24 protein-coding genes are annotated in these 22,528 nt (G+C 69.3%); 8 read left to right on the forward strand and 16 right to left on the reverse strand.

The genetic code is table 11. From position 1 onward, the window contains the following. Positions 1-274: 274 nt before the first annotated feature. Positions 275-1,171, forward strand: a complete 897-nt coding sequence (locus tag H0B56_RS02435) for a DUF8083 family protein (RefSeq protein WP_180891265.1) — start codon at positions 275-277, stop codon at positions 1,169-1,171. Here H0B56_RS02435 and H0B56_RS02440 read toward each other — a convergent pair. Both H0B56_RS02440 and ygfZ read right to left on the reverse strand, forming a co-directional pair. Beyond that, on the reverse strand, positions 1,162-1,725 hold the full coding sequence (locus tag H0B56_RS02440) for an RsiG family protein (protein ID WP_180891266.1): 564 nt from the start codon (positions 1,723-1,725) through the stop codon (positions 1,162-1,164). The two genes, H0B56_RS02435 and H0B56_RS02440, sit on opposite strands and share 10 nt — an antisense overlap. A gap of 81 nt (positions 1,726-1,806) precedes the next feature. After that, complete coding sequence (ygfZ, locus tag H0B56_RS02445; protein WP_180891267.1) at positions 1,807-2,928, reverse strand: CAF17-like 4Fe-4S cluster assembly/insertion protein YgfZ; 1,122 nt, start codon at positions 2,926-2,928, stop codon at positions 1,807-1,809. 207 nt (positions 2,929-3,135) lie between these two features. On the opposite strand from ygfZ, the gene H0B56_RS02450 reads away from it, so the two are divergent. Then, on the forward strand, positions 3,136-3,987 hold the full coding sequence (locus H0B56_RS02450; RefSeq protein WP_180891268.1) for an aminodeoxychorismate lyase: 852 nt from the start codon (positions 3,136-3,138) through the stop codon (positions 3,985-3,987). A gap of 104 nt (positions 3,988-4,091) precedes the next feature. Here H0B56_RS02450 and H0B56_RS02455 read toward each other — a convergent pair whose 3' ends face one another. From H0B56_RS02455 to H0B56_RS02500, 10 genes are all read right to left on the reverse strand, one after another. Then, a complete protein-coding gene (locus H0B56_RS02455; RefSeq protein WP_180891269.1) occupies positions 4,092-4,514 on the reverse strand; it encodes a hypothetical protein in 423 nt (140 codons plus the stop codon). Positions 4,515-4,662: 148 nt separating this feature from the next. Next, entirely contained in the window at positions 4,663-4,830 is a 168-nt protein-coding gene (locus tag H0B56_RS02460; RefSeq protein ID WP_180891270.1) for a hypothetical protein, read from the reverse strand. A gap of 84 nt (positions 4,831-4,914) precedes the next feature. Next, the gene (locus H0B56_RS02465) at positions 4,915-6,375 is read right to left on the reverse strand and encodes a wax ester/triacylglycerol synthase domain-containing protein (protein ID WP_180891271.1); all 1,461 of its coding nucleotides are present in this window, start codon (positions 6,373-6,375) and stop codon (positions 4,915-4,917) included. Between the two features lie 48 nt (positions 6,376-6,423). Next, complete coding sequence (locus H0B56_RS02470; RefSeq protein WP_180891272.1) at positions 6,424-6,861, reverse strand: hypothetical protein; 438 nt, start codon at positions 6,859-6,861, stop codon at positions 6,424-6,426. Positions 6,862-7,185: 324 nt separating this feature from the next. Continuing rightward, the gene (locus H0B56_RS02475) at positions 7,186-7,827 is read right to left on the reverse strand and encodes a heme-binding beta-barrel domain-containing protein (RefSeq protein WP_180891273.1); all 642 of its coding nucleotides are present in this window, start codon (positions 7,825-7,827) and stop codon (positions 7,186-7,188) included. A 201-nt stretch (positions 7,828-8,028) separates the two neighbouring features. Beyond that, positions 8,029-8,334 carry a DUF1416 domain-containing protein gene (locus tag H0B56_RS02480; RefSeq protein ID WP_180891274.1) on the reverse strand — a complete coding sequence of 102 codons (306 nt, stop codon included), beginning with the start codon at positions 8,332-8,334 and terminating at the stop codon, positions 8,029-8,031. Between the two features lie 2 nt (positions 8,335-8,336). After that, complete coding sequence (locus H0B56_RS02485; protein ID WP_180891275.1) at positions 8,337-9,173, reverse strand: sulfurtransferase; 837 nt, start codon at positions 9,171-9,173, stop codon at positions 8,337-8,339. Between the two features lie 60 nt (positions 9,174-9,233). Further along, entirely contained in the window at positions 9,234-9,674 is a 441-nt protein-coding gene (locus H0B56_RS02490) for a DUF4395 domain-containing protein (RefSeq protein WP_180891276.1), read from the reverse strand. Positions 9,675-9,901: 227 nt separating this feature from the next. After that, positions 9,902-10,345 carry a thioredoxin family protein gene (locus H0B56_RS02495; protein WP_180891277.1) on the reverse strand — a complete coding sequence of 148 codons (444 nt, stop codon included), beginning with the start codon at positions 10,343-10,345 and terminating at the stop codon, positions 9,902-9,904. Between the two features lie 133 nt (positions 10,346-10,478). Continuing rightward, positions 10,479-11,333 (reverse strand): LmeA family phospholipid-binding protein, encoded by an 855-nt coding sequence (locus tag H0B56_RS02500; RefSeq protein WP_246360781.1) that lies wholly within the window; start codon positions 11,331-11,333, stop codon positions 10,479-10,481. Between the two features lie 194 nt (positions 11,334-11,527). On the opposite strand from H0B56_RS02500, the gene H0B56_RS02505 reads away from it, so the two are divergent. The 6 genes from H0B56_RS02505 (at position 11,528) to pstB (ending at position 17,486) form a co-directional block, all read left to right on the forward strand. Beyond that, positions 11,528-12,304 (forward strand): response regulator transcription factor, encoded by a 777-nt coding sequence (locus tag H0B56_RS02505; protein ID WP_180891278.1) that lies wholly within the window; start codon positions 11,528-11,530, stop codon positions 12,302-12,304. A gap of 68 nt (positions 12,305-12,372) precedes the next feature. Further along, a complete protein-coding gene (gene mshD / locus H0B56_RS02510; RefSeq protein WP_180891279.1) occupies positions 12,373-13,290 on the forward strand; it encodes a mycothiol synthase in 918 nt (305 codons plus the stop codon). A 253-nt stretch (positions 13,291-13,543) separates the two neighbouring features. Next, positions 13,544-14,656, forward strand: coding sequence for a phosphate ABC transporter substrate-binding protein PstS (gene pstS, locus H0B56_RS02515; protein WP_343063721.1), 1,113 nt, complete (start codon positions 13,544-13,546; stop codon positions 14,654-14,656). 87 nt (positions 14,657-14,743) lie between these two features. Continuing rightward, entirely contained in the window at positions 14,744-15,787 is a 1,044-nt protein-coding gene (pstC, locus tag H0B56_RS02520) for a phosphate ABC transporter permease subunit PstC (RefSeq protein ID WP_343063722.1), read from the forward strand. Between the two features lie 2 nt (positions 15,788-15,789). Continuing rightward, a complete protein-coding gene (pstA, locus tag H0B56_RS02525) occupies positions 15,790-16,695 on the forward strand; it encodes a phosphate ABC transporter permease PstA (protein WP_180891280.1) in 906 nt (301 codons plus the stop codon). 14 nt (positions 16,696-16,709) lie between these two features. Then, positions 16,710-17,486 carry a phosphate ABC transporter ATP-binding protein PstB gene (gene pstB / locus H0B56_RS02530; protein ID WP_180891281.1) on the forward strand — a complete coding sequence of 259 codons (777 nt, stop codon included), beginning with the start codon at positions 16,710-16,712 and terminating at the stop codon, positions 17,484-17,486. 31 nt (positions 17,487-17,517) lie between these two features. Here pstB and phoU read toward each other — a convergent pair whose 3' ends face one another. The 4 genes from phoU to H0B56_RS23385 all read right to left on the reverse strand — a co-directional run bounded on the left by phoU (position 17,518) and on the right by H0B56_RS23385 (position 22,315). Then, positions 17,518-18,183, reverse strand: a complete 666-nt coding sequence (gene phoU / locus H0B56_RS02535; RefSeq protein WP_180891282.1) for a phosphate signaling complex protein PhoU — start codon at positions 18,181-18,183, stop codon at positions 17,518-17,520. Between the two features lie 136 nt (positions 18,184-18,319). Next, positions 18,320-18,904: a TetR/AcrR family transcriptional regulator gene (locus H0B56_RS02540; RefSeq protein WP_180891283.1), complete on the reverse strand. Its 585-nt coding sequence runs from the start codon at positions 18,902-18,904 to the stop codon at positions 18,320-18,322. Next, a complete protein-coding gene (locus tag H0B56_RS02545; protein ID WP_219632099.1) occupies positions 18,901-20,100 on the reverse strand; it encodes a cytochrome P450 in 1,200 nt (399 codons plus the stop codon). Before H0B56_RS02545 ends, H0B56_RS02540 begins: the two co-directional genes overlap by 4 nt. A gap of 127 nt (positions 20,101-20,227) precedes the next feature. Next, on the reverse strand, positions 20,228-22,315 hold the full coding sequence (locus tag H0B56_RS23385) for an LCP family glycopolymer transferase (protein ID WP_180891285.1): 2,088 nt from the start codon (positions 22,313-22,315) through the stop codon (positions 20,228-20,230). Between the last annotated feature and the right edge of the window lie 213 nt (positions 22,316-22,528).

Genomic DNA, 22,528 nt, shown 5'->3' on the forward strand with positions numbered 1-22,528 from the left:
ACCCCCTCACACAGGGGCGGGGCGGCCGCGGGAAACGGCGGCCCCGCATCTCGTCTCGACAACTCTTTCCTGGCTCCTACCGTACCGTGTCCCCGCGGACGGACGCGACGCGGTTGGGGCATGAATCCGAATCGGGCGTTGCCCAGCGGTGTGGTGACCTGGATCAGTCCCGGAGTGTGATGCCGGACACGCGTGCGGGTGCCGGTTACCCGCCGAACCGGGGAACGGCCCGCCCGGCAGTCCCTCCGGCCACGGAACGTGCCACGATTGGAACGTGCTCCGTCCGTACTCCGCGTACTTGCGGGTCTACGAACCACTGTCCGCGTTCAACGGGCAGGTCGACACCGCGACCATCGCCGAATCCGCACTCGACTCCGGTGAAGCGGAGCGTTACGAGCAGGCCATGTGGTTGCGTTCGCAGGCAGCCGCCACACCGACGCTGCTGCCTGCCGAGCTCACCGACGGGCGCCCGGAACCGGGCACGGCCACCGACATGCTGGTGTGCGAGCCGGAGGACGTTCCGGGTGGAGCCGACGCGGGTGTGGGACCCGGACCGTTGGTGTGCCCGCTCGAGCTGCGCGCCCGCTCGGCTGCGGCCCTTGTGAGCTTCCTCGGCGAGGCGCATCCTGCGCTGCGCTCGGTGATCGTGAGCGGGGCCGACGGGTCCGTGGAGTCGGTCCGCGCGCGGGCGAACGCGGTGCTGTCCGAGCGGGAGAGCTCGGCGATGCACGTGCTTTCGGTGAACTGGTCCGTCCCGCTGCCCTGGTTCACGCTGATCGACCCCGCCCAGCGCAAGCTCGTGCTGGGCTCGGGGGCGCACGACCCGGAGCGGGAGCTGTCCTGGCGAACGGCCATGGCGGACGCGCGCAGGAGGGTTGCCGAGGCCAGGGAGCTGGCCGAGCGCACCCTTGGCGACGAGGGGCCGACCCAGGTGCTGATCGACACCGAGCGGTGGTTGACGGCGTTCCACCCCCACTCGGCCGTCGAGCTGGACTACGGCGGGCTCGTGCAGCTGATCGACGACGCCACGCTGGAGTCGGACACCTCGGCGGACGACGTGCACGCGATCGTGGCCGCGTTGCGTTCGGGGGATATCGAGCAGCTCACCGACCTGTTCCAGGAGCTGCGGGAGTACTGGGGCGCACTCGCCGCGCGGGAGCGCTACAACTGATCACCGCGTTCGGTGGCCAGTAGCTCGTCGACGGAGGCGTGGCCCGCGGCATAGCGGCTGGTGATCTCGGCGTTGAGCCGGTCGACAACGGCCTGGACCTGCTGCCTCCGCCCGGAGACAGAGGCTTCCTCGGTCAGGTAGGCATCCAGCCCCTCGGCGAGGGCGTCATCCGACAGCGACTCGACGTCGGTCAGTCCGGCATCGGCGATGAGCGACTCCACCTGCCGCCTGCACTCACCGGTCCTGGTCGGCTCCATCGGTTGGTGCCGGCCGGGCCGCGCCGGGGTGTGGATCGCGTTCTTGGCCAGGATGGCCGTGAGCTGGTCGACCACGCTGTGCTGCCCGCCACTGGCGCGCCGGGTCTGCTCGGCGCGCACGATATCGATGCGCGCGTGCAGCATCCGCCGCAGGAAGGACAGGTCGGTCTCCTCTTGCGCCGCCTCGTCGCGCCGATCGCGCAGCTCGGTCAGCGGCATCTGGTCGATGCCGCTGGTGTAGTCCTCGCCGAGGACGCGGTCGATGCGCCGACGGCCGCCGGGCCGAACTTCGATCACGTGGTTATCCTGCTCCCGCGGGGTGCATGTTGCCAAGCGACTTCGGTAGGTATCACGCGGATGGCGGTGTGATTGCCGTGCTCACCCCTTCAGCTTGGACACGGCCTCCCGCCCCGGCGCGGGGCCTTCGCCGGGAACCGAGTCCGGGTCGATCGAGGCCTGTACCGGGTTCTCCTCGCTGCCGACCAGCAGCTCGGCGTCGGAGCGTACGGAACGTTTCACCAGGCCGAGCGCGACAGGTCCGAGCTCGTAGTGCTGGACCACGGTGCCGAGCCTGCCGACGGTGCGTTCACCCGACCGGATCGGGTCGCCGGTCTCCGGCGTGATCTCGGGGGAACCGTCCAGATGGAGTAGCAGCAAGTTGCGGGGCGGCCTGCCCACGTTGAAGACCTTGGCGACGGTTTCCTGCCCGCGGTAGCAGCCCTTCGCGACGTGCGCGGCCGAACCGATCCAGTTCACCTCGTGCGGGATGGCGCGCTCGTCGGTGTCCACACCGTGGCGTGGCCGCACCGACTCGACTCGCAGGGCATCGAAGGCCCACGAGCCCGCCGGGCGTGCCCCGGCGTCCGTGCAGCGCCGCCACAACGCGGTCAGCTCGGACCTCGGTACGAGCAGGTCCACCCGCCCGGAATGGGGCCACGGCATCCTGCGCGCGATCACGTCGCCCGCACCCGCCACCGCGTACGGCTCGGCACCGAGCTCGATGCCGAGCGCGGACAGCACCGAACCCGCCTCAGGGCCGAGCAGGCTGAGCACGGCTCGCTCCCCGGTGGCGTCGCGGACGGTGACATCGGACCAGAAGCGCATCGCGTCCAGGTACTGCAGCAGCGGCTGCTGGCCTCCCTTGGGCAGTGCGCTGGTCGCCAGGTTGCCCTGCTCGGTGTCCATCCAGACGACGCCGTCGTGGTGCGCGAGCACCAGGTGGGCCTCGATGTGTCCCTGGCTGTCCAGCACGAGTGCCTCGGTACCGGCACCGTCCGCCAGCTCGGTCACGTGCTGGGAGATCACCAGGTGCAGCCAGGACAGGCGTTCGCTGCCCTCGACGGCGTAGACCGCGCGGTGCGAGCGGTCGACGATCGCGACCGACCGGGCCGCCACCCGCTGCTCGGTGAACGGGTCACCGAAGTGCCAGGGCACCCCTTCCTCGGGGTGGCCCTCCGGAGCGGGAATCGCGTCGTGTGTCTCGAGGATCGGGGAGGTCAACCGTGTCTCCTAGCTGGTGGGGCGCGTGCCGGCCCGCGACCGCCGGCTGGTGGACAACCCTATGGTGTAGCCTGCCCTGGTTGTTCACCACCGTGGGTCGCCGGGACGTGCTGGTCGGGTGCCGCAGGCGGGCCCGCGGCCGCGGGTGCGAGCGGTCCGGTCTCCGCCGACCGGGCCGAGTAGCGCGACGGGACTACCCTGTCCATTATGCGCGTACTCATCCACCTCGACGGATCCGTGGCCGACCCGGACACCCCGCAGGTCCGCGTGGACGACCTCGGCCTGCTCCGCGGCGACGGGGTCTTCGAGACGGTCCTGGTCTCCGGCGGGCACGCCCGCGAGCTCGACAAGCACCTGGACCGGCTGGAGCGTTCGGCGGGCATGCTCGACATGGACACGCCGGACCGGCAGGCCTGGCAGCGAGCCGTGGCGGCGGCGATCGAGCGCTGGCCGGAAGGGTCCGAGATGGCGCTCAAGCTCGTCTACACCAGGGGGCTCGACTCCGACCCCGGCGCGGACCCTACAGCGTTCGCGCTGGGCATCGAGGTCAGCGAGGGACTGTTGCGGGCGCGTGCGGAGGGCATAGCGGTGGTCACCCTCGAGCGCGGGATCGACACCGAGCTCGCCGAGCGCGCACCGTGGCTGCTGCTCGGCGCCAAGTCGCTGTCCTACGGGATCAACATGGCCGCGATGCGCGAGGCCGAACGGCGCGGGGCGGAGGACGTGATCTTCACCGCGGGCGACGGCACCGTGCTGGAAGGGCCGATCGCGAACGTCGTCGTGGCCGACGCCGGCACGCTGTACACGCCACCGCCGAGCATCGGCATCCTGCCGGGAACCACGCAGGCAGGGTTGTTCCGCGCGGCCGAGCGGGCAGGCTGGAGCACGAAGATCGAGCCGTTGCGCCTCGAGGACCTGCGTGACGCCGACGGGGTCTTCCTGACCTCGTCCATCCGCAAGGTCACCCGGATACACACGCTGGACGGCGAGCAGCTACCGGACTCCCGCGCGCTGCACGCCGAGCTCGCCGCAGCCTACGAGTCCGAGTACCCCGGCTAGGGGGCGAGCCGAATGACTCCTTCGGTACACCACAGGTACCCGAGGAGGCCTTCGGCTCGCGGTTGCCGGGAACGCGCGATCAATACGTCGTCGCACACCCCGGATCACCGTCCGGTAGACAGGTGATGCACTGGCCGGTGGTAGTGCGGCCCATGGAGTTGATCTTTCCAGCGGAGAGCTCTGGCGAGTTGTTCCGCGGTGAGCCCTGCTTGGCTGGCGAGTTGCTCAGGCGTGCGGGTGGGCACCGCCTGCGGGCAGTGGCGTGTCGCGCGACGAAGTTTGGCGTGCCAGAACTGCTCGTCATTCCATGTTCGGGTGCCGTAGTCCATGAGCCTGCTTGCGTGTTCGGTACAGCAGGCGTGCGTACGGCGCCGTCCGTCGCGAGTGAAGTCCGTAGGGTCGACGTAGCTGGAATCGGCGACCACGATCTGGTGCAGGCTGGCTTCGAGTGCGGTGTGCCCGCACCATTCACAGAAGGCTTGCGGCCCGCGCGCGGCGGTCTTCATGGCGTGCTGGTACATGGTCATGGGTATGCTCACTGTGGGTCATAGGCGGTTCAGTGGTGTTCTGGCGTAACGGGCGAGTAGCCGAGCCGGACGCTGACCGGGCTCAGGTAGCGGCGTGGCCCGTGCGGGGGAGGGCTGTCGCAGTCGAAGCTCCATACCGGTAGCACTCCTAGCGCCGGGGTGGTTGCCACGGAAGCGCGGTCAGCGCCGCGGCGGCGACACCCGTGCTGATCAACGTGAGCCCGGTGATCTGACCCGCACCGAGCATTCCCAGTCTGTCGGGACCGCTGACGATGGTGACCAGTACGCCGGGGACGCCGGTCGCTACCGCTGTCACGGCCAATGCGGTGAGGACGGGCAGACGCGTGCGGCCATGACCTACTCGGGGTTGATGCACGGTCATGGCCGGCAACCTTTCTCGTTACGGCGTTGATCCGGATGAGCCCATCTTCGTGATGGCCATCGGGTGTACCTGGCTGTTGTGTTCGGTCGCCTGTGCGCCGTTCGCGTGCAGGGACGCGGCCTCCTTGGCGATCTGTCCGCCGAGGCCGGTTACCCCGGGAAGGACCTGGGGGTCACTCAGCAGGCTGAGATGCACGGTGTCGCGGTGGATCGCCGCGGCGATCGCCAGTGCCTGCCCGGGCGCGAGGGGTGCGATGGGGTAGATCTCGTCCAGCTCGGCCTCGTCGAGCCGCAAGGTGGTACGGGGCACCGGGATGGTGCTGATCATGGTGTCGAACAGTAGGGCCGAGGCCTGCCCGAGTAGGGGCGTGGTCACGCGATGGGCGCCCGTCGGCAGCGCTTCGGCCAGCAGGGGGAATGCTCCGGGTCCGCGACCCGGCCCGCGGACCTTGTTGGCGTGCATGCTCGCCCGCACCGAGCGCAGCCGTTCGACCGGGTCCGTTTCGCGTACCGGCAGGTCACACAGGTAGCCGGAGAGCTGGTTCCCTCCGGTGCCGGTACCCCGGTGCCGGTGGCGCATGTTCACGGGGACGAATGCTCGCGGATGCCACCCGCGTGCCAGGGCCGCTGCGGCGTCGGTTTGGCGGATCCACCGGCCGATACCCCCGGCGATGCTCGATAGCACGACGTCGTTGAGCGTGCCTCCCACCCGGCGCCGTGCTTGTTGGAGGTGGTCGACAGGAAGCCGGATCAGGCTCGACCGGCGATGGGATGTACCGCCGAACAGGGTGGTGATCGGGGATTGGACGGCGCCGGGGCGCAGTGCGGACAGCGTCGCGCCGGTGATGCCGCCCAGACGGACTGCTTGTCCGGCACAACCTCCGGCGGTGCCGGCCAGCGCACCGAGTTCCCGCCGAGCCCGCTGCGGCCAGCCCAGTACCGTCCGGGCCCACGAGCCCGGCGGCGCCGTGGTGGTCTCGGCAGCCGTGCGTGGCGGCGGCACACGGTCGGTACCGTCATCGAGCAGGGCACCGGCCACGGCCCACGTCCCCGCGGCATCGGCGAGAGCGTGGTGCAGCTTGAGAAGGACCGCGAACCGTCCATCGGCAACGCCCGCGAAGACATGTGCCTGCCAGGGCGGCCTGCCCATCGGCAACGGTTGAGTCATCGCCGCGGACACCGCGGACTCGAGCTGCTCCGGCGCACCCGGACGTGGCAACACGTGCGGGTGGATGTGCTGGTCGGGCTCGAAATGCGGATCACTCACCCACTCCCGGGACCCCGGCGGCCACCACCGCTCCCGCACCGTCGTGGCAAGCTGCGGTATCTCCGATGCACGCTCGGCGAGTAGCCGCCCGATCCGTGCCGGGTGTACGCGGCACCGCGGAGCGAACGTCAACACGGCACCCAGGTGCATGGGCCGCGTGCTTCCCTCCAGACACAGGAACGACACATCCAGCCCCCCGAGTTGCTGTGACATCGTCGATCTCCTTCTGGCCGGTGACACGACAGGTGCGGCCGTCGGGGTTCAGCGCTCGCTCCGTGCACGCTGGCCGGGGATGTGGTGCGCGTTCACGGGCTCGTGATGTGCGGGCCAGCGCAACGCCCGGCTCAGTTGGTTCGGGCTGAGACCGGCCAACTGGGCGAAGCGCTCGACGGTGAGGCGTCCGCAAGGCCACAGGACAGCCGCGCGGCGTACCTTCTCGGCCCACAGTTGCTCGTCGATCCACGAGCACCGCCCCAGCTCGATCAGCTCATGGGCGTGTGCGGGAGTGCAGGCGTAAGCGAAGCGGATGCCGTCCTGGGCCGGGTCGGTGGCGTGTGCGTGACCGGAGTCGGGCACCATCACGACGTAGAGATCGTCGTGCGGCCCGGGCGGGTAGCCACACCGTTCGCAGGAGACGGCGGTCTCCGGAGTAGTGGGCGGATCGGGGTGGAGATGGCAGGCATCATCAAAGCTCGACACCGGAGGCTGCTCCTAGCCGCAGACGGAGTAAGGTCGCTGCCGCCGGGGTCTGGAGCGGAAGGATCGACCGTGATCACGAATATGCCCGTGGGAACCCGCTGGGGTTCCAGATCATTCCCGCCGGGCTTCCGGTCACTGCTGGCCGATCTTGTTCAAGGCTACATAGCATAGGTGCGCAGCGGCAACACGCGTCCGCGTGCTGGGCCGCGCCACCCGACTCGGGTTCGCTATCCGGGATGGACGGATCCGCAGCGAGATCCTGGACGTGGGCGACACCAGCGACAGGCCGTGATGCTCGTTCACGAGCCGGCTGCGTACGCTCGCTCAGCCTGCCACGCGCTGCAGGCGCGCCGAGACGTGTGGCTGCATCTCCTGGCCGGACATCGCGCGTTCCTCGACGTAGGCGAGGTCGCCGCTGCCGACGATGCCGTAGAGCCGCTTGGCGGCCGAGACGTCCTTCGCGCTGACCGTGCGAACCACCGCGTCGGTCTCCAGCTCCCAGGATGTCTGGTTGCGGGGCGCGCCGTAGAACACCTCGACGATGCCGGTCATGTGGGCCAGTAACAGCTCGATGGAGTCGTCCGGCCGCGGGCGCCACCAGCCGACCTCGCGGGCCGCGGGACGGATCACCGCGCCGTCGGCGTCCAGCAGCCAGGAACGCGCCTCGTGGTAGAGGAACGGCCGCCCGTCGTGCGCGATGGTGATCTGCTGGGCGAACCGCACCGGACCGTCGATGGTCGGGTAGTCCACCTCGCCCTCGCCGCGCCACACGCCGACCAGCGGGAGCAGCGCGAGGCAGGCGTCGTTGAGGTCAGCGCCCTCCCGCAGGTTCGCGGTGTCGCCGGGGACCGGCAACTCGTCGAACTCGGGGATGTTGCGCCCGCGGGTGTACTCGGCGCGGGCCGCCGCCGCTTCGACGGCCTCGTTACCGCTGCCGGGGGTCGGCGGGGTGGTGCTTTCCGTCATCTTCTCAGCGATTGTCCGAGTACAGCCGGTAGACGACGTAGCCGGAGAACCACGTCGTCAACACCATTACGAGCAGCATCAGTGCGGTGAAGAAGATTTCCACGCCGACCAGGATAGCTGGCGCGGCCCGCCGACGACGTGAGGGTGGCCCCCGACGTTGCGGAGGCCACCCTCACGGATGGTGCTGTGGGCCTGCCGGTGTCAGCTCACGGCGACCGGGACCTCGTACAGGCCCGGCTCACCGGTGCGGATCGAGGCCTCGCCGCTGCCGCTGGCGTGCAGCGCGCGGACCGTCCACTCGCCCGACGCCGCGTAGAACCGGAAGTCCCCGTCCGCGGAGGCCTGGACCTCACCGACGAAGTCACCGTCGCCGTTGAGCAGCCGCACGTAGGCCCCGCCGAGCGGGCCGTCGTTTCCTGTGATCTTGCCGGCGAGCACGACCTGCCCCTGGGTGTCGGTGTCCGCTGGGGTGGCCGTCTGGGCCGGCGCGCCGCAACCGTCGCTCATGCTCACTTCTCTCCCAACTCGATCGGCACGCCGACCAGCGAGCCGTACTCGGTCCACGATCCGTCGTAGTTCTTCACATCCTGCAGCCCCATCAGCTCACGCAGCGCGAACCAGGTGTGGCTGGAGCGCTCGCCGATGCGGCAGTAGGCGATGGTGGGCTTGGAGGTGTCGATGCCGGCTTCGGCGTACAGCTCGGCGAGCTCCTCGGCCGTCTTGAACGTGCCGTCCTCGTTGGCGGTCTTGGCCCACGGCACGTTCGCCGCCGAAGGGATGTGCCCGCTGCGCTGCGAGGACTCCTGCGGAAGGTGCGCGGGCGCGTTCAACTTGCCGGTGAACTCGTCGGGCGAGCGGACGTCGATGAGGTTCTTGGTGTTGATCGCGTCGACGACCTCGTCCCGGAACGCCCGGATGGACAGGTCCTGCTCGGAGGCGACGTAGTCCGTCTTCTCCCGCGTGGGGACCTCGGTGGTGAGCTCGCGGCCGTCCAGCTCCCACTTCTTGCGGCCGCCGTCGAGCAGCTTGACCGAGTCGTGGCCGTAGAGCTTGAAGTACCAGTACGCGTAGGCCGCGAACCAGTTGTTGTTCCCCCCGTAGAGGATGACCAGGTCATCATTGCTGATGCCCTTCTCGGACAGCAGCTTCTCGAAACCTGCCTTGTCGACGAAGTCGCGCCGGACAGGGTCCTGCAGCTCGTTCTTCCAGTCGATACGCACCGCGCCAGGGATGTGCCCGCCGTCGTAGGCGGTGGTGTCCTCGTCGACCTCGACGAAGACCACGCCCGGTGTGCTGAGGTTCTCCTCGGCCCACGCGGTGGTGACCAGAACGTCTTCACGGCTCATGTCAGCGGTACTCTCTTTCTCCTTCTCGTGTGCCTACTTGTCGTATCGTGCGCGGTGAGCTCACGCCGCGTTCTCCCCGGACCGCGCCACGAACCGGCGGACGAGCGGGTACATCTCGCAGCCGAGGCAGTAGCCGAACGCGGCATTGAGGAACGCGGCGAGCAGGGCCAGGCCCGTGGCGACGATGCCCAACGCGGTGAGCCCGGTGGCGTAGCCGATGGTGCCCACAACAGCGAACGCGAACCCGACCCCCTGTGCGAACCGCGGTGGCGCGGGGTCCTCCCGGTCGGCCGGCGGCCCGAGGCGGGGTGCGACCACCGCCCGGTACAGCGTCGAGTAGGGAGAGTAGCGCAGCCCGGCGAAAGCGCCTGCGGCGAACACCACGGCTTGCGCGGCCAGTAGCGGCCACCAACCGGTGATCAGGACGACCGCGAGGACCACGGTGGTGATCCCAGCTGCGAATCGCGGACCACGTGGGTCGATGTGTTGGGTGGGTGACATGACCCTCTCCCGGCAGTGGACGGACGGGTGTGCTCGTGCGGCGAACTACACGAGCACCAGACACAGGCTGCTGCGCACGCGACAGAAGTCGATCGCGCGCCGCTGTGTCAGCATTCGTCGCTGTGGGTGCATGGTCACGACACCGAGCCTACCGGCTCCGTCCTGACTCCGGGAGCGGTGTCCACACCGTGGACACCCCGGGCAGGCTGCGTGGGCACCGTCACGTCCTAGGTGGCAGGGGACAGGTGCGGCCGGAGAGCGTGCACCAGCGCGCCGGTGTCCGGGACACCGGTGACACGCAGCACCTCGGTGCCGGTGGAGTCGTAGGCGACCGTCGTCGGGGTGCGCAGCACGCCGAGGGCGGACCCGACGCCGGGCTGCTCGGTGATGTCGATCGCGGCGTGGTGCAGGTCCGGCGAGCGCTCGGCCACCGCGGACAGCCGCGCATGTGCCTGACGGCACGGGGCGCACGCGGCCGAGGAAAGCTGGACGAGCGTGATCCTGCTCTCCGGGTCGATGGCTCGCACGACAGGGGCGGGTAGGTCCGCGGCTGCCGACGACCGGGCAGAACCCGGCCGGGTTAACCGGATCGAGCCATCGCGGGCGCGCAGCACGAGGCCGATCGCGATACCGACCGCGAAGATCACCAGCGTGATCACTAGTCCGGTCATCGCCGCGAGGCCTTCCATGCTGACGGGTTACGGGGACGAACGGCTCGGGCACCGCTCCCGTGCCACACACGGTACCCCGTCCGCGAGCCAGGAGCCCGCTGCTGCTGCGCGGCGTCCCGGACGGTTGCTCGTCTCAGGCGCCCTGGCCGAACCGGACGTCGCTGGCCTCCCCCTGGACGACCAGTGCCCCGCGCCGCACGGCGACCCCGGACGGGGTGACGCCGAACGGCAGGTTTCCCGGGTCGATCGTGGTCTCGAACTGCGGCAGGAAGGCGTTTCGCACCTCGTCGGGCACCTCCACGGTGCCGCTGTCCGTGCCGAACTCGAGTCGCCTGGGGCCGACGCGCACGGATTCCCCCGTGAGCTCGATCAGGCCGTAGGCCACGACCTCCACGTTCCGCTCGCCCGCGATATCGGTGGTCGCGGCGAGGCGGACACCGGCGGTGGAGCCGTACGCATCCGAGCCGCTGCCGGCGTCGTCCGCGGTCTCCCCCTCGCCTGTCAGCTCGTCGGTCGCGTCGTCGATACGCAGCTCGGGCAGCTTGAGAGCACGGCCGACATCGTCCTGGGTGATCGTCACCGTGCCTTCGAGCTCGCTGATGACGATCGCGTCGGTGTCGCCGCGCAGCACGTCGGGCAGGGGAGCGTGCACGTCCCGCAGCTCGGCGGCGAGGTCCAGCTCGCGCAGGACGTCCGTGACGGGCACGCCCTCCGCGTCGATGGAGATCCGCTGGTAGGTGCCACCGACCGCCTGGGGCGTGAAGGGGAACCCGTGGATCGTCACGTCCGGGTCCTCGGACAGCTCGAACTGCTCCCTTGCCTCCTGTGCGAGCCGGTCCTCGGCGACGGCCGCGAGAGCGAGATCCGCGCCGACGAGCAGTGCGGCGAGGACGATGACAACGACGACGGCCTTCTTCATCACGAGTCCCCGGAGCTGCTCGGTTGTCTGGTACCGGCGCGCGTGCCGCGCGGTTGTTGCGCCCGCCATTCAATCATCGACCACGTCCGGGCATGCCCGGAGACACGAGTCCTGCGAGGCGCCGCACAGGTATCGCACGGCGTTGTGAGCGTGTGACATGGGCTGCATCGCCGATGTGCCCAGCGAGATCAGCGGTTATGCTCGTCCGGCAACGGCCGTGGTGCCGTGTGCGTAGAACGCCATGAGAACAAGGCGGTGTGTCCATGGGTATGGACCTGTTGGTGTTGACGTCGGAGAAGGAAGCGACGACGCTTCTCCCCTCACTCGAGTTGCTGCCGCATGACGTGCGCGTGCGGCCACCCGAGGTCACGGCGCTGCTGGACGCCGGACGGCGAGATGTCACGCTCGTCGACGCGCGTAGCGACCTCGCCTCGGCGAAGAGCCTGTGCCGGCTGCTCAAGGGCGCGAACGAGGACGCGGCTTCCCCGGTCATGGTGATCACCAACGAGGGTGGCCTGGTGGCCGTCAACGCCGAATGGCGTATCGACGACATCGTGTTGCCCGCCGCGGGGCCCGCCGAGCTCGATGCCAGGCTCCGGCTGGCGAGCACCCGGCAGTCCGCGGGCCCGCAGGCCGAGTCGGAACTGCGCGTCGGTGACCTGGTCATCGACGAGAACACGTACACGGCGCGGCTGCGCAAGCGCACCCTGGAGCTCACCTACAAGGAGTTCGAGCTACTCAAGTACCTCGCGCAGCACGCGGGGCGTGTGTTCACCCGCTCGCAGCTGTTGCAGGAAGTGTGGGGGTACGACTTCTTCGGTGGCACCCGCACCGTCGATGTGCACGTGCGGCGGCTGCGCGCCAAGCTCGGCCCCGAGCACGAGCAGATGATCGGCACCGTGCGCAATGTCGGCTACAAGTTCGACAGCCACCTCAAGTCGGCGGCGAGCAGGCAGCCGGAGCAGGTGGACGATGCCGAGCAGGTGGAGGCACCCGGCCCGGTGCCTGCGACGCGCACCGGATGGTCGCGCGCCGAGTAGGGCGACCGGCTCGTGTGCGGCGTCGGTGAGGGCGCGGACGCTCCGGCACGGACCAGTAGGCTGGCACGATGCCGCATGTCGTGTGGGTCGATGAGCTGAACGCCGAACATCAGCCGGAGGTTCGCGAGCTGCTGCGCGCGGTGCGCGCCAGCGACGGGCGCCCGGATCCCGGACCGGGCGGGGGCCTTCCGGAGGACCTGTCCACGGGGCCGTACGCCCTGGCGTACCGGGATGCCGAGCTGGTCGGATTCGCACAGCTGGACCAGCGGGGTGACGCGTTCGGCCGGGAGGTCGCCGAACTGTTCGTGCACCCCGAACATCGGGGGCGAGGCCACGGTGGCTCGCTGGCCGCCGCGGTGACGGAACGGGCGAGCCGGACGCTGCGCTACTGGTCGCACGGCGATCACCCGGCGGCCGCCCGCATCGCCCGCCGTGCCGGTCTGCGCAGGGTGCGCGAGCTTCTGCGCATGCGTGCCGACCTCACATCGTGCACGCTCGACGAGCCGCGGTTGCCCGCGGATGTACGGGTGCGCACCTTCGTGCCCGGGCAGGATGAGCGCGCGGTGATCGACGTCAACGCGCGCGCGTTCGCCTGGCACCCGGAGCAAGGCGCGCTGACCGTCGGCGAGCTGCGTGAGACCGAGCAGCAGGACTGGTTCGACCCCGAGGGGTTCTTCCTCGCCGAGGAGCCGGAGGGGTCGGCCGGTGGGCTGCTCGGCTTCCACTGGACGAAGGTGCACCCCCCGGACCCGGACGGGCGTGACGTCGAGGTGGGGGAGGTGTACGTGGTCGGCGTGGACCCTCGCGCGCACGGTCGCGGGCTCGGTACGGCGCTGACCCTGGCAGGGCTGCGTTACCTCGACCGGCGAGGGCTGCGTGAGGTGATCCTGTACGTGGAGGGGGACAACCCCGCGGCGATCACCGTGTACAACCGTCTCGGCTTCGGCACCGAGAGCACCGACGTGCAGTACGAGCTCGCACGTTGAGCGACGAGCCGTCACCGGGAGTGCACCGCACCACTCACGGTTGGGGTGTTGTACCGCTCACAATCGAGGTGTGTTCACCGTCCGTTTACCTCGATGGGGTGAGCCGTCTACCCCGGATGCTTAACGTGGGCGGCATCGTGGCCATGAAGGACCATGCACGAACCGCGCCTGTGGATCGGCTGTATGGAATGGCCCCCGGACATACGAGCCCGACATGGCCGCGGTCAACGCGGACGCACTTGGAGGAGTACCTGTGCTGAGCACGCGCAGTATGCGGACAGCCGGCCTGGTCGCGAGCGTCGCCCTGCTCGCAGCGGCCTGCGGCAGTGACGAGAACGTCGGCCAGACCGGCGTGGACGCCCCCGAGATCGACTGCAAGGGCGCGGAGACCCTGGCCGCCAGCGGTTCCAGCGCGCAGGCCAACGCCATGACCCGGTTCATCAACGTCTACCAGGCGGCGTGCGAGAACCACACGGTGAACTACAACTCGAGCGGTTCCGGAGCGGGCGTGAGCGACTTCCTCGCCGCGCAGACGGAGTTCGGTGGCTCGGACTCGCCGCTGGACGCCGAGGCCGGAGAGGTCGCCGACGCCAGGGAGCGCTGCGGCGGCAACGACCCGTGGCACCTGCCAGCGGTCTTCGGTCCTATCGCGATCTCCTACAACCTCGAGGGTGTCCAGGACGGCATCGCGCTGGACGGGCCCACTCTCGGCAAGATCTTCAGCGGGGAGGTCACCAGCTGGGACGACCCGGCGATCGCGGAGCTCAACGAGGGCGTGGAGCTTCCGGACCAGGACATCACGGTCATCTTCCGCAGCGACGAGTCTGGCACGACGGACAACTTCCAGCAGTACTTGCAGACCGCCGCGGGTGACGACTGGGGCCAGGGCGCCGGCAAGACCTTCAACGGCGGCGTCGGCGAGGGCGCCAAGGGCAACGAGGGCACCGCCTCGGCCGTGGCGAGCACCCCGGGAGCGGTCAGCTACAACGAGTGGTCCTTCGCGCAACAGCGGGACCTGCAGATGGCAAGCGTCATCAACTCCGGTGGTGGCGAGCCGGTCGAGCTGACGGTGGAGAGCGCGGGCGCCGCGATCGATGCCGCCGAGTTCGCGGGTGACGGCAACGACCTCAGGCTCGACCTCGACTCGATCTACGGGACGGAGACGGAGGGGGCCTACCCCCTCGTGCTGGCGACCTACGAGATCGTCTGCTCCACCTACCCCGACACCGAGGTGGCCGAGGCGGTCAAGACCTTCTTGAGTGTGGCGGTGACCGATGGCCAGCAGAATCTCGAGGAACACGGCTACATCCCGCTGCCGTCGAAGTTCGAGGAGCGGATGACAACCGCGGTCGAAGCCATCTCCTGACCGCGCTATCATCCGATCGCCACGCATGAGTGACGTCCCGACGACCGGGTCACGTCCCGGCCACCGGAGTGCTCCGGAGGCCGGGACGTGACCGACGAGAATGAGGTCATGACGAACACCTCGGCAGACTCACGGAAGGGCCAAGGGGGCGACCCCGGCGCCGAACCACCGGCGTCGTCGTGGCTCGGGCAGGGAGAGGCGGCCAAGCACCGCAGGGCCGACGCGCTCTTCCGGTGGCTCGCCACCGGATCCGGTATCGCGGTGGTGTCGGCCGTCTCGCTGATCGGGGTGTTCCTCCTCGTGCAGGCCTGGCCCTCGCTGCAGGCCAACAACGCGAACTTCCTGTTCAGCAGCGAGTTCGACACCCGGGACGCGGAGAACCTGCGATTCGGTATCCGCGACCTGCTAGTCGTGACGGTGATGTCGTCGGCATTCGCTCTGGTGATCGCGATGCCGCTGGCACTCGGCATCGCCCTGTTCCTGACCCAGTACGCCCCGCCCGCCGTGCGTCGCCCGTTCGGCTACATCATCGACACCTTGGCCGCCGTGCCGTCGATCGTGTACGGCCTGTGGGGCATCTTCGTGCTCGGGCCGTTCCTGGTCCCGGTGGCGTTGTGGATGAACCGGAACCTCGGCTGGATCCCGATCTTCGCGACCGGCAACGTCTCGATCAAGGGTGGCGGGACGATCTTCACGGCCGGGATCGTGCTCGCGGTGATGATCCTGCCGATCATCACCTCGGTGACCAGGGAAGTGTTCCGGCAGACCCCGGTCAAGCACATCGAGGGCGCTCTCGCCCTCGGGGCGACCAGGTGGGAGATGATCAGGACGACCGTGCTCCCGTTCGGCCGCAGCGGCTACATCGCAGGCTCCATGCTCGGGCTCGGCAGGGCACTCGGCGAGACCGTGGCCGTACTGGTCGTGCTGCGCATCGCCTCGTCGCCGGCTACGTTCAGCATCTTCGACGGCGGGTACACGTTCGCATCGCTCATCGCGTCCGCCGCGCACGAGTTCGTCCACCCCTTGCCGACCGGCGCGTACATCGCAGCCGGGCTCGTGCTGTTCATCCTCACGTTCGTGGTGAACGCGATCGCACGGACAATCGCCAACGGAAAGATGCAGCGGCTGTGACCATGACCACGGATACCCTGCAAAGCGCCGAGCGCGCCTCGCCGTTCCAGCACCTCAGCGGCGTGCGCAAGGCCAAGAACTACCTGGCGAGCGTGCTGGTCACCTGCTCGTTCCTCATCGCGCTGATCCCGCTCGGCTGGCTGCTGGTCACGGTCGTCACCAAGGGCTACCGAGCCCTGGTCTCGGAGCGGTGGTTCACGCACTCGCTCAGCGGCGTGATGCCCGAGCAGTTCGCGGGCGGCATTTACCACGCGCTCTACGGGAGCATCGCCCAGGGCGTGATGTGCGCGATCATCGCGATCCCGCTCGGCGTCTTCACCGGCATCTACCTCGCGGAGTACGGGCGGGGCTGGCTGGCCAGGTCGGTGACGTTCATGGTGGACATCCTCTCGGGTGTGCCGTCCATCGTGGCCGCGCTGTTCATCTTCGCGTTGTGGATCAGCGTCTTCGGCTTCCCGAAGAGCGCCTTCGCGGTCTCGCTGGCACTCGTCCTGCTGATGCTTCCGATCGTGATCCGGTCGACGGAGGAGATGCTCCGGCTCGTTCCCGACCAGCTCAGGGAAGCCAGCTACGCGCTCGGCGTTCCCCAGTGGAAGACGATCGTCAAGGTCGTGCTCCCCACGGCGTACTCCGGGATGGTGACCGGCATGATGCTCGCGATGGCGCGCGTTCTCGGGGAGACGGCGCCTGTCCTGGTGCTGGTCGGGTACAGCCGATCGATCAACTACAACGTGTTCGACGGCAATATGGCCTCGCTGCCACTGACGATCATGAATGAGTTGCTCAACCCGGAGCCCGCAGGCGTCGCCAGGATGTGGGGAGCGGCGCTGACATTGATCCTGCTCGTGATGATTTTCAACCTGATGGCGGCCGTGCTCTCACGGTTCTCCGCCGTGAAGTCCAGTTGAGGCGGTAACAGACGATGGCGAAGCGAATCGACGTCAAGGACGTCAACATCTACTACGGCAAGTTCCGTGCCGTGGACGATGTGACGCTGCACGTGCCACCGAAGCAGGTAACGGCCTTCATCGGTCCGTCGGGGTGTGGCAAGTCCACTATGCTGCGCACGCTCAACCGGATGCACGAGGTCGTACCGGGGGCCCGCGTGGAGGGCCAGGTACTGCTGGACGGCGAGAACATCTACGCCTCGTCGGTCGACCCGGTGCAGGTGCGTCGGACCGTCGGCATGGTCTTCCAGAGCCCGAACCCGTTCCCCACGATGTCGATCAGAGACAACGTGGTCGCCGGGCTGAAGCTCGCGGGAACGCGGAACAAGAAGCAGCTCGACGAGATCGCGGAGCAGGCGCTGCGGGGCGCGAACCTGTGGAACGAGGTCAAGGACCGGCTGAGCAAGCCTGGTGGGGGGCTGTCGGGTGGGCAGCAGCAGCGCCTGTGCATCGCGCGTGCGATCGCGGTGCAGCCGGACGTGCTGTTGATGGACGAGCCGTGCTCGGCGCTGGACCCGATCTCCACACTGGCGATCGAGGACCTGATCAGCGAGTTGAAGAAGGACTACACGATCGTCATCGTCACGCACAACATGCAGCAGGCAGCCCGGGTCTCGGACGAGACAGGGTTCTTCAACGTGCCCGGCGTCGGCGAGCCCGGCAGGCTCGTCGAGTTCAACGACACCGAGAAGATCTTCTCCAACCCCGACGAGCAAGCCACGGAAGACTACATATCCGGCCGCTTCGGCTGATCCCCGCGCCCAGCGCCGGGTCGGTGCCCTGCTACAGGTCCTCGTCGCTGTTGTAGCCGGGCATCTTGCCGGTGACGACGAAGATCATCCGGTTGGCGACCGATACGGCGTGGTCGGCGTAGCGCTCGTAGAAGCGGCCGAGCAGCGTGGTGTCCACGGCGGCGGCGACCCCGTGCGGCCAGTTCTTGTCCATGATGACGGTGAACAGGTGGCGGTGGATGTTGTCGACCTCGTCGTCGGCGGACTCCAGAGCGCGAGCGGCGTCCACGTCGGTCGTCTTGATGATCTCCTCGGTCTGGCGGGCCAGCCGCACCGCGACCTTGCCCATCTCCGCGAAGTACGGGGTCACCTCGGGGGGCAACACCGGGTCGGGGTGCCGGCGGCGGGCGGTGCGCGCGACGTGCAGCGCCAGGTCCCCCATGCGTTCGAGGCTCTCGGCGGCGTGGATCACCGCGAGTACCTTACGCAGCTCGGTCGCCACCGGAGCCTGCAGGGCAAGCAGCGAGTACGCCTGCTCCTCGCACTGCGCGCGAGTGTCGTCGACGTGCTCGTCGTCACTGATGACCTGTTCAGCGAGCTGCAGGTCGGTCTCCAGCAGTGACTTGGTCGCCAGCTCCATCGCATTCGCGACCATCCCGGACATGCTGGCCAGTTTGTCTGCGAGCCGGTCCAGCTCGACGTGGTAAGCCTCGCGCATGGTGACCATTTTACGGCTCTACCCGGCACACTGCCGTGCCGCCGGGTAAACAACGAGGGAATTTCTCGTCGAGGGCGCGGGAGCGCGTGGTGACGGGCACGGCGCGACGGGCCGGGTGACGGTCCGGCGGCCGCCCTCACCGGTCCCCGTGCACGGCGCCGTGCCGGTCGCCGAGCAGCGCGGGGACGGCGAAACGTTCGATCATGCGGCGTTCCTCGGCCTCGTCCCGGCCCGGGTTGCTGAGCAGCGAGATGATGATACGCAGCAACCAGTTGGCCCTGTCCTGGTTGTCCCGGTCCGTGGGGTCGCCGAAGAAGGCGGCGCACAGGGACTGGATCACCGGGGAGGACCCGGCTAGCTCGCCGGTGACGCCGCTGTCCGGGTGGGTGAACCAGGCTGCCAGCGCCGGCGTGTCGCGCACCTCCCGCAGCGCGCCACGGATCGCCTCGGCCAGGCGAAAGGCGGGGTCGGCGATCGCACCGACCTGCTCGGCGATGCGGTGCGCGAGCCGCCGTGTCTGCCGGTGCATGAAGGCGACGCGCACCTCGTGCTTGCCGTCGAAGTAGCGGTACAGCGTGGCCCGGGAGCAGCCTGCGGCCGTGGCGATGTGGCTCATCTCGGTGGCAGCCACCCCGCGCTCGGCGAAGACCCGCTCGGCGGCGTCCAGGATCCGTTCGGCCGCCAGCTCGGTGCGTTCGGTGCGCAGCCACGGTGTGCTCATGCCGTGCCCCCGAGGTAGCAGGGCAGGCTCTGGTAACGCCGCACGTAGTGGCCGCCGGCGAACACCCCGCGGGTGGCGTCGACCTCGAAGCGGGGGTGCCTGGTGAGCAGCTCCTCCAGCGCGACGCGGGCCTGCAGGCGGGCGGCGGACGCGCCGATGCAATGGTGCGGTCCGACGCTGAACGAGAGGATGTGCCGCGGCCTGCGGGTGATGTCCAGGCTCTCGGCGTCCGGGCCGTACTGGCGCGGGTCCCGGTTGGCCGAGGCATACAGCAGCAGCACCTTGCGGCCCGCGGGGACGGTTGTGCCGTGCAGCTCGACGTCCCGTGTCGTGGTGCGCGCCAGGCCTTGCACCGGGCTGGTCAGCCGCAGCAGCTCGTCGATGGCGTCCGGGATGAGCGCCGGGTCCTCGGCGAGGGTGTCACGCTGTTCCGGATGGTCGGTCAGTAGCTCGGCCCCGGGGCCGAGCAGGCCGGTCGTGGTGTCGTTCCCGCCCGCGACCATGGTGAACGCGAACCCGAGGATGCGGATCAGGCCGTGCTCCTCGTCGTCGCCGAAGACGCGGATCAGGTCGGAGATGGTGTCGTCGGCTGGTTCGGCGCGGCGGCGCCGGACGAGGTGCTGGAAGTAGTCGAACAGCTCGCCGACCGAATCGCGGGCGGTGAGCGGCCCGCCGTGGGCGTTGGCCGCCACGATGTCGTCGGTCCAGCGGTCGAACTTCGCCCGGTCGGCCGGTGGAACCCCGAGGTAGTGCGCGACGACGAAGCTCGGCATCGGCTTGAACAGCTCGGCGACGATGTCCACCTCGTCGCGCCCGGCGAGCCGCTCCAACCGCTCGATGACGAACGAACGCACCGCGGGCTCGATCGACTCCACCCGGCGCGGCGTGAACCCCTTGCTGATCAGCCTACGGAACGCGGTGTGCTCGGGCGGGTCGAGGAACACCATGGGTGTGGCGGCGTCCAGCCCGGCCGCTTCCTGGTCGCCGTAGGTGAAGGTCAGCCCCTGCGCCGAGGAGAACGTGGCGGTGTCCCGCGCGGCGGCGGACACGTCGGCGTAGCGGGACAGCACCCAGAAGTCACCCCGCTCGACGTGATGGACCGGGTCGTGTTCGCGCAGGTACGCGTACATCCCGAACGGGTCCCGCCACGGCTCACCCGATCGCGCCGCGAACCCGTGAAACGTAGCTGCTTCCATGTCTTGAGAGTGAGACATAAATGGTCTCATGTCAAACATCGGACTTCAGGCGCACTGCGCGGGCGCGCGAGCGTGGCGAGGGTGCTGGACCGGCGTGCTCGCCGCGGTTCGCGTCCGGACCCCGAGCTCAGGAGTCGGTACCGGGGAGCGGCTCGTTGCGTATCAGCGCCCCGAAGAGCTCACTGGCTTCGCCTTCGAGGAGGACCTCGTTGCCGCGTGCGTTCGAGAATCCCGTGGTGGGCACGGTGATGAAGTCGATCGATTCGACCCCGGTCGACTTCAGCGAGTGGACGAGCGTGAGCATGTCGTCCATCGCGACGTTGTCCCCGAACGTGGCGTTGGTGAACGCGGTGACGAAACGCTTCATCCTGCGCGGGTCGAGGACGACGTCCCTGGACACCGCCGAGTTCAGCAGCGCGGAGATGAACTGCTGCTGGCGCTGCATGCGCCCGTAGTCGGACGTCGGGTCGCCGTGTACGTGCCTGGCACGGACGAAGTCGAGCGCTCGTGTTCCGGAGAGGACGTGCGTGCCCGGCTCGTCGATGACGACCCCGAGCACATCGTCGATGATGGGCTCCTCCACCGTGACCGGGACCCCGCCCACGGCGTCGACCATACCGGTGAACCCGCGGAAGTCGACGCCGACGAAATGGTTCACCCGCAGTCCGGAGATGCCTTGGATGACCTTGGTGACGCAGCGCGGTCCGCCCATGGAGTACGCTTCCGCGAGCTTGACCTGCTCGGCCTCGTGCACGGTCTCGGCGGAGTACTCCCGCGTCTTGTCGTCCCACTGCTCGCAGCCGTCCAGGTCGATCTCGAGGTCACGGGGGAAGGAGACGAAAACCGCGCGGTCCTCGCCCGCGGGGACGTGCGCGAGCATGATGGTGTCCGCACGCGACCCGGCGATGTCCTCCTCGGTTCCGTGCCCGGCCTCCGCGTCGAGCCCTTCGCGGGTGTCCGAGCCGATGATCAGGTAATTCGAGTCCCCCTGCTGGGCGGCTGCGTCCTGGATCGCCGGGGAGTCGGGGTCGAGGGCGGAGACCTCGTCGAACCGGTCGTCGTAGTAGGCGATACCTCCCCACGCGCCCCCGACGGCGAGCACGACGATCATCGCGAGGATGAACACCGCCGCCCGCGTGGCGAGCAGCGTCCGGTTGCGCGTGCGCCTGCGCTTCTCCTGCAGGCGGGTGAGTACCGGCCGGTCCGGCGTCTCCGTGGCAGCCTCGCCTGCTTCGTCGTCCTCGTGCGGATCCGGGTCGTCACCGCCGCTGTGGCCGGGGTCGGGCTCCACGGCCGTAGCGGCCCGCTGGTCGGCGGCCCGCGCGCGTTCCGGGGGCATGCGGGCAGTGACGGTCGGCAGTACGTCGGTGACCTCGACGACGTCGAGCCCCGGTACCTCGCCGTCCGGCCCGTGCTCGTCGCTGTTCCCGGAATCGGTGTCGACGACCGACCTCACCAGCGCCGGAGCCAGCACGTGGCGTGTCACGCTGCTGGAGTCCTGCGCGGACAGGTGCGCGGGCGACTCCTCGTGCGAGATGTTCAGCGGCCCGAGCAGCGACCCCGCGTGACCGTGCTGCGCGGGCCGTTGCGGTGCCCTGCCGCGTGGTGCGGGCGGCCGGGACGCGGGTCCGCCGCGTTGCCGGGCCTGCGGGCCCTGCGGGGGCGGGGCATGGTGCGGGACGGCGTTTCGCTGGGGAGGCGATCTTCGGGGTGGGGGCGGGGGTGGTTCGGCCGGTGCTTGCGGGCGCCGTGCTGCCGGGGGTGGTTGCGGAGTGGTACGTGGTTCCCATCCCTGGGGCGGTTGCGGGCCCGTGGGTGGTCGGGGCCCGCCGGGAGGTCCCTGCGGGGCCGCGGGCGGCCCGTGCCGGCTGCGCTGTGTATCCCCGGCAGGTGCCTGCGGTGGCCGTGCCTGCGGGGGTGGAGGTTGCGCGGCCTGTGGAGGTTGCGTGGCCTGCGGAGGTTGCGGGGCCTGTGGAGGTTGCGGGGTAGCCGGTGGTGGGAAGTCGGGCCGCTTGCCGGTGAGCCGGTGAATGAGGTCGGCGGCGTTGACGCCGTCGCTGGTGTCCTGCGCGCGGCGACGGCCACCCCCGTCGTCGCGCGCGGGCGGGGGAGGGGAGGGCGGCGTGTTCCCGGCAGGCCGGGGTGGTTGCTGGTTCGGGTGTCGCGCGCCGGGCGGCTGGGGGCCGGTGCCCGACGTTCGCGGGTCGTCTGGCACTCAGCCTCCCTTCGCCGTATGCGTCCACGACGCGGTGCACGTCGTAGTTACGTCGCGCATGGATCGCGGTAAATAGTACTGCTGTTGAACCTTGGTGACGACACTATCGGGTGTATTCGCACACTGCGAGTTACTCAGCGTCCGGTCGGCCCGTTCGTTGGCCGGGCTGGTGGTCGCGGCCTGGCCGGGTCAGCAGGGGGCGCATTCGCCCCG

The organism is Haloechinothrix aidingensis (assembly GCF_013450155.1).
In the GTDB taxonomy this organism is placed as follows: Bacteria; Actinomycetota; Actinomycetes; order Mycobacteriales; family Pseudonocardiaceae; genus Haloechinothrix; species Haloechinothrix aidingensis.

Bases quoted from the DNA above. Each gene is read 5' to 3' on its own strand.
- H0B56_RS02450 (WP_180891268.1), top strand. From the start codon at position 3,136: ATGCGCGTACTCATCCACCTCGACGGATCCGTGGCCGACCCGGACACC.
- H0B56_RS02455 (WP_180891269.1), bottom strand. From the start codon at position 4,514: ATGACCATGTACCAGCACGCCATGAAGACCGCCGCGCGCGGGCCGCAA.
- H0B56_RS02465 (WP_180891271.1), bottom strand. From the start codon at position 6,375: ATGTCACAGCAACTCGGGGGGCTGGATGTGTCGTTCCTGTGTCTGGAG.
- H0B56_RS02475 (WP_180891273.1), bottom strand. From the start codon at position 7,827: ATGACGGAAAGCACCACCCCGCCGACCCCCGGCAGCGGTAACGAGGCC.
- H0B56_RS02480 (WP_180891274.1), bottom strand. From the start codon at position 8,334: ATGAGCGACGGTTGCGGCGCGCCGGCCCAGACGGCCACCCCAGCGGAC.
- H0B56_RS02485 (WP_180891275.1), bottom strand. From the start codon at position 9,173: ATGAGCCGTGAAGACGTTCTGGTCACCACCGCGTGGGCCGAGGAGAAC.
- H0B56_RS02490 (WP_180891276.1), bottom strand. From the start codon at position 9,674: ATGTCACCCACCCAACACATCGACCCACGTGGTCCGCGATTCGCAGCT.
- H0B56_RS02495 (WP_180891277.1), bottom strand. From the start codon at position 10,345: ATGACCGGACTAGTGATCACGCTGGTGATCTTCGCGGTCGGTATCGCG.
- H0B56_RS02500 (WP_246360781.1), bottom strand. From the start codon at position 11,333: ATGGCGGGCGCAACAACCGCGCGGCACGCGCGCCGGTACCAGACAACC.
- H0B56_RS02505 (WP_180891278.1), top strand. From the start codon at position 11,528: ATGGGTATGGACCTGTTGGTGTTGACGTCGGAGAAGGAAGCGACGACG.
- mshD (WP_180891279.1), top strand. From the start codon at position 12,373: ATGCCGCATGTCGTGTGGGTCGATGAGCTGAACGCCGAACATCAGCCG.
- pstA (WP_180891280.1), top strand. From the start codon at position 15,790: ATGACCACGGATACCCTGCAAAGCGCCGAGCGCGCCTCGCCGTTCCAG.
- pstB (WP_180891281.1), top strand. From the start codon at position 16,710: ATGGCGAAGCGAATCGACGTCAAGGACGTCAACATCTACTACGGCAAG.
- phoU (WP_180891282.1), bottom strand. From the start codon at position 18,183: ATGCGCGAGGCTTACCACGTCGAGCTGGACCGGCTCGCAGACAAACTG.
- H0B56_RS02540 (WP_180891283.1), bottom strand. From the start codon at position 18,904: ATGAGCACACCGTGGCTGCGCACCGAACGCACCGAGCTGGCGGCCGAA.
- H0B56_RS02545 (WP_219632099.1), bottom strand. From the start codon at position 20,100: ATGGAAGCAGCTACGTTTCACGGGTTCGCGGCGCGATCGGGTGAGCCG.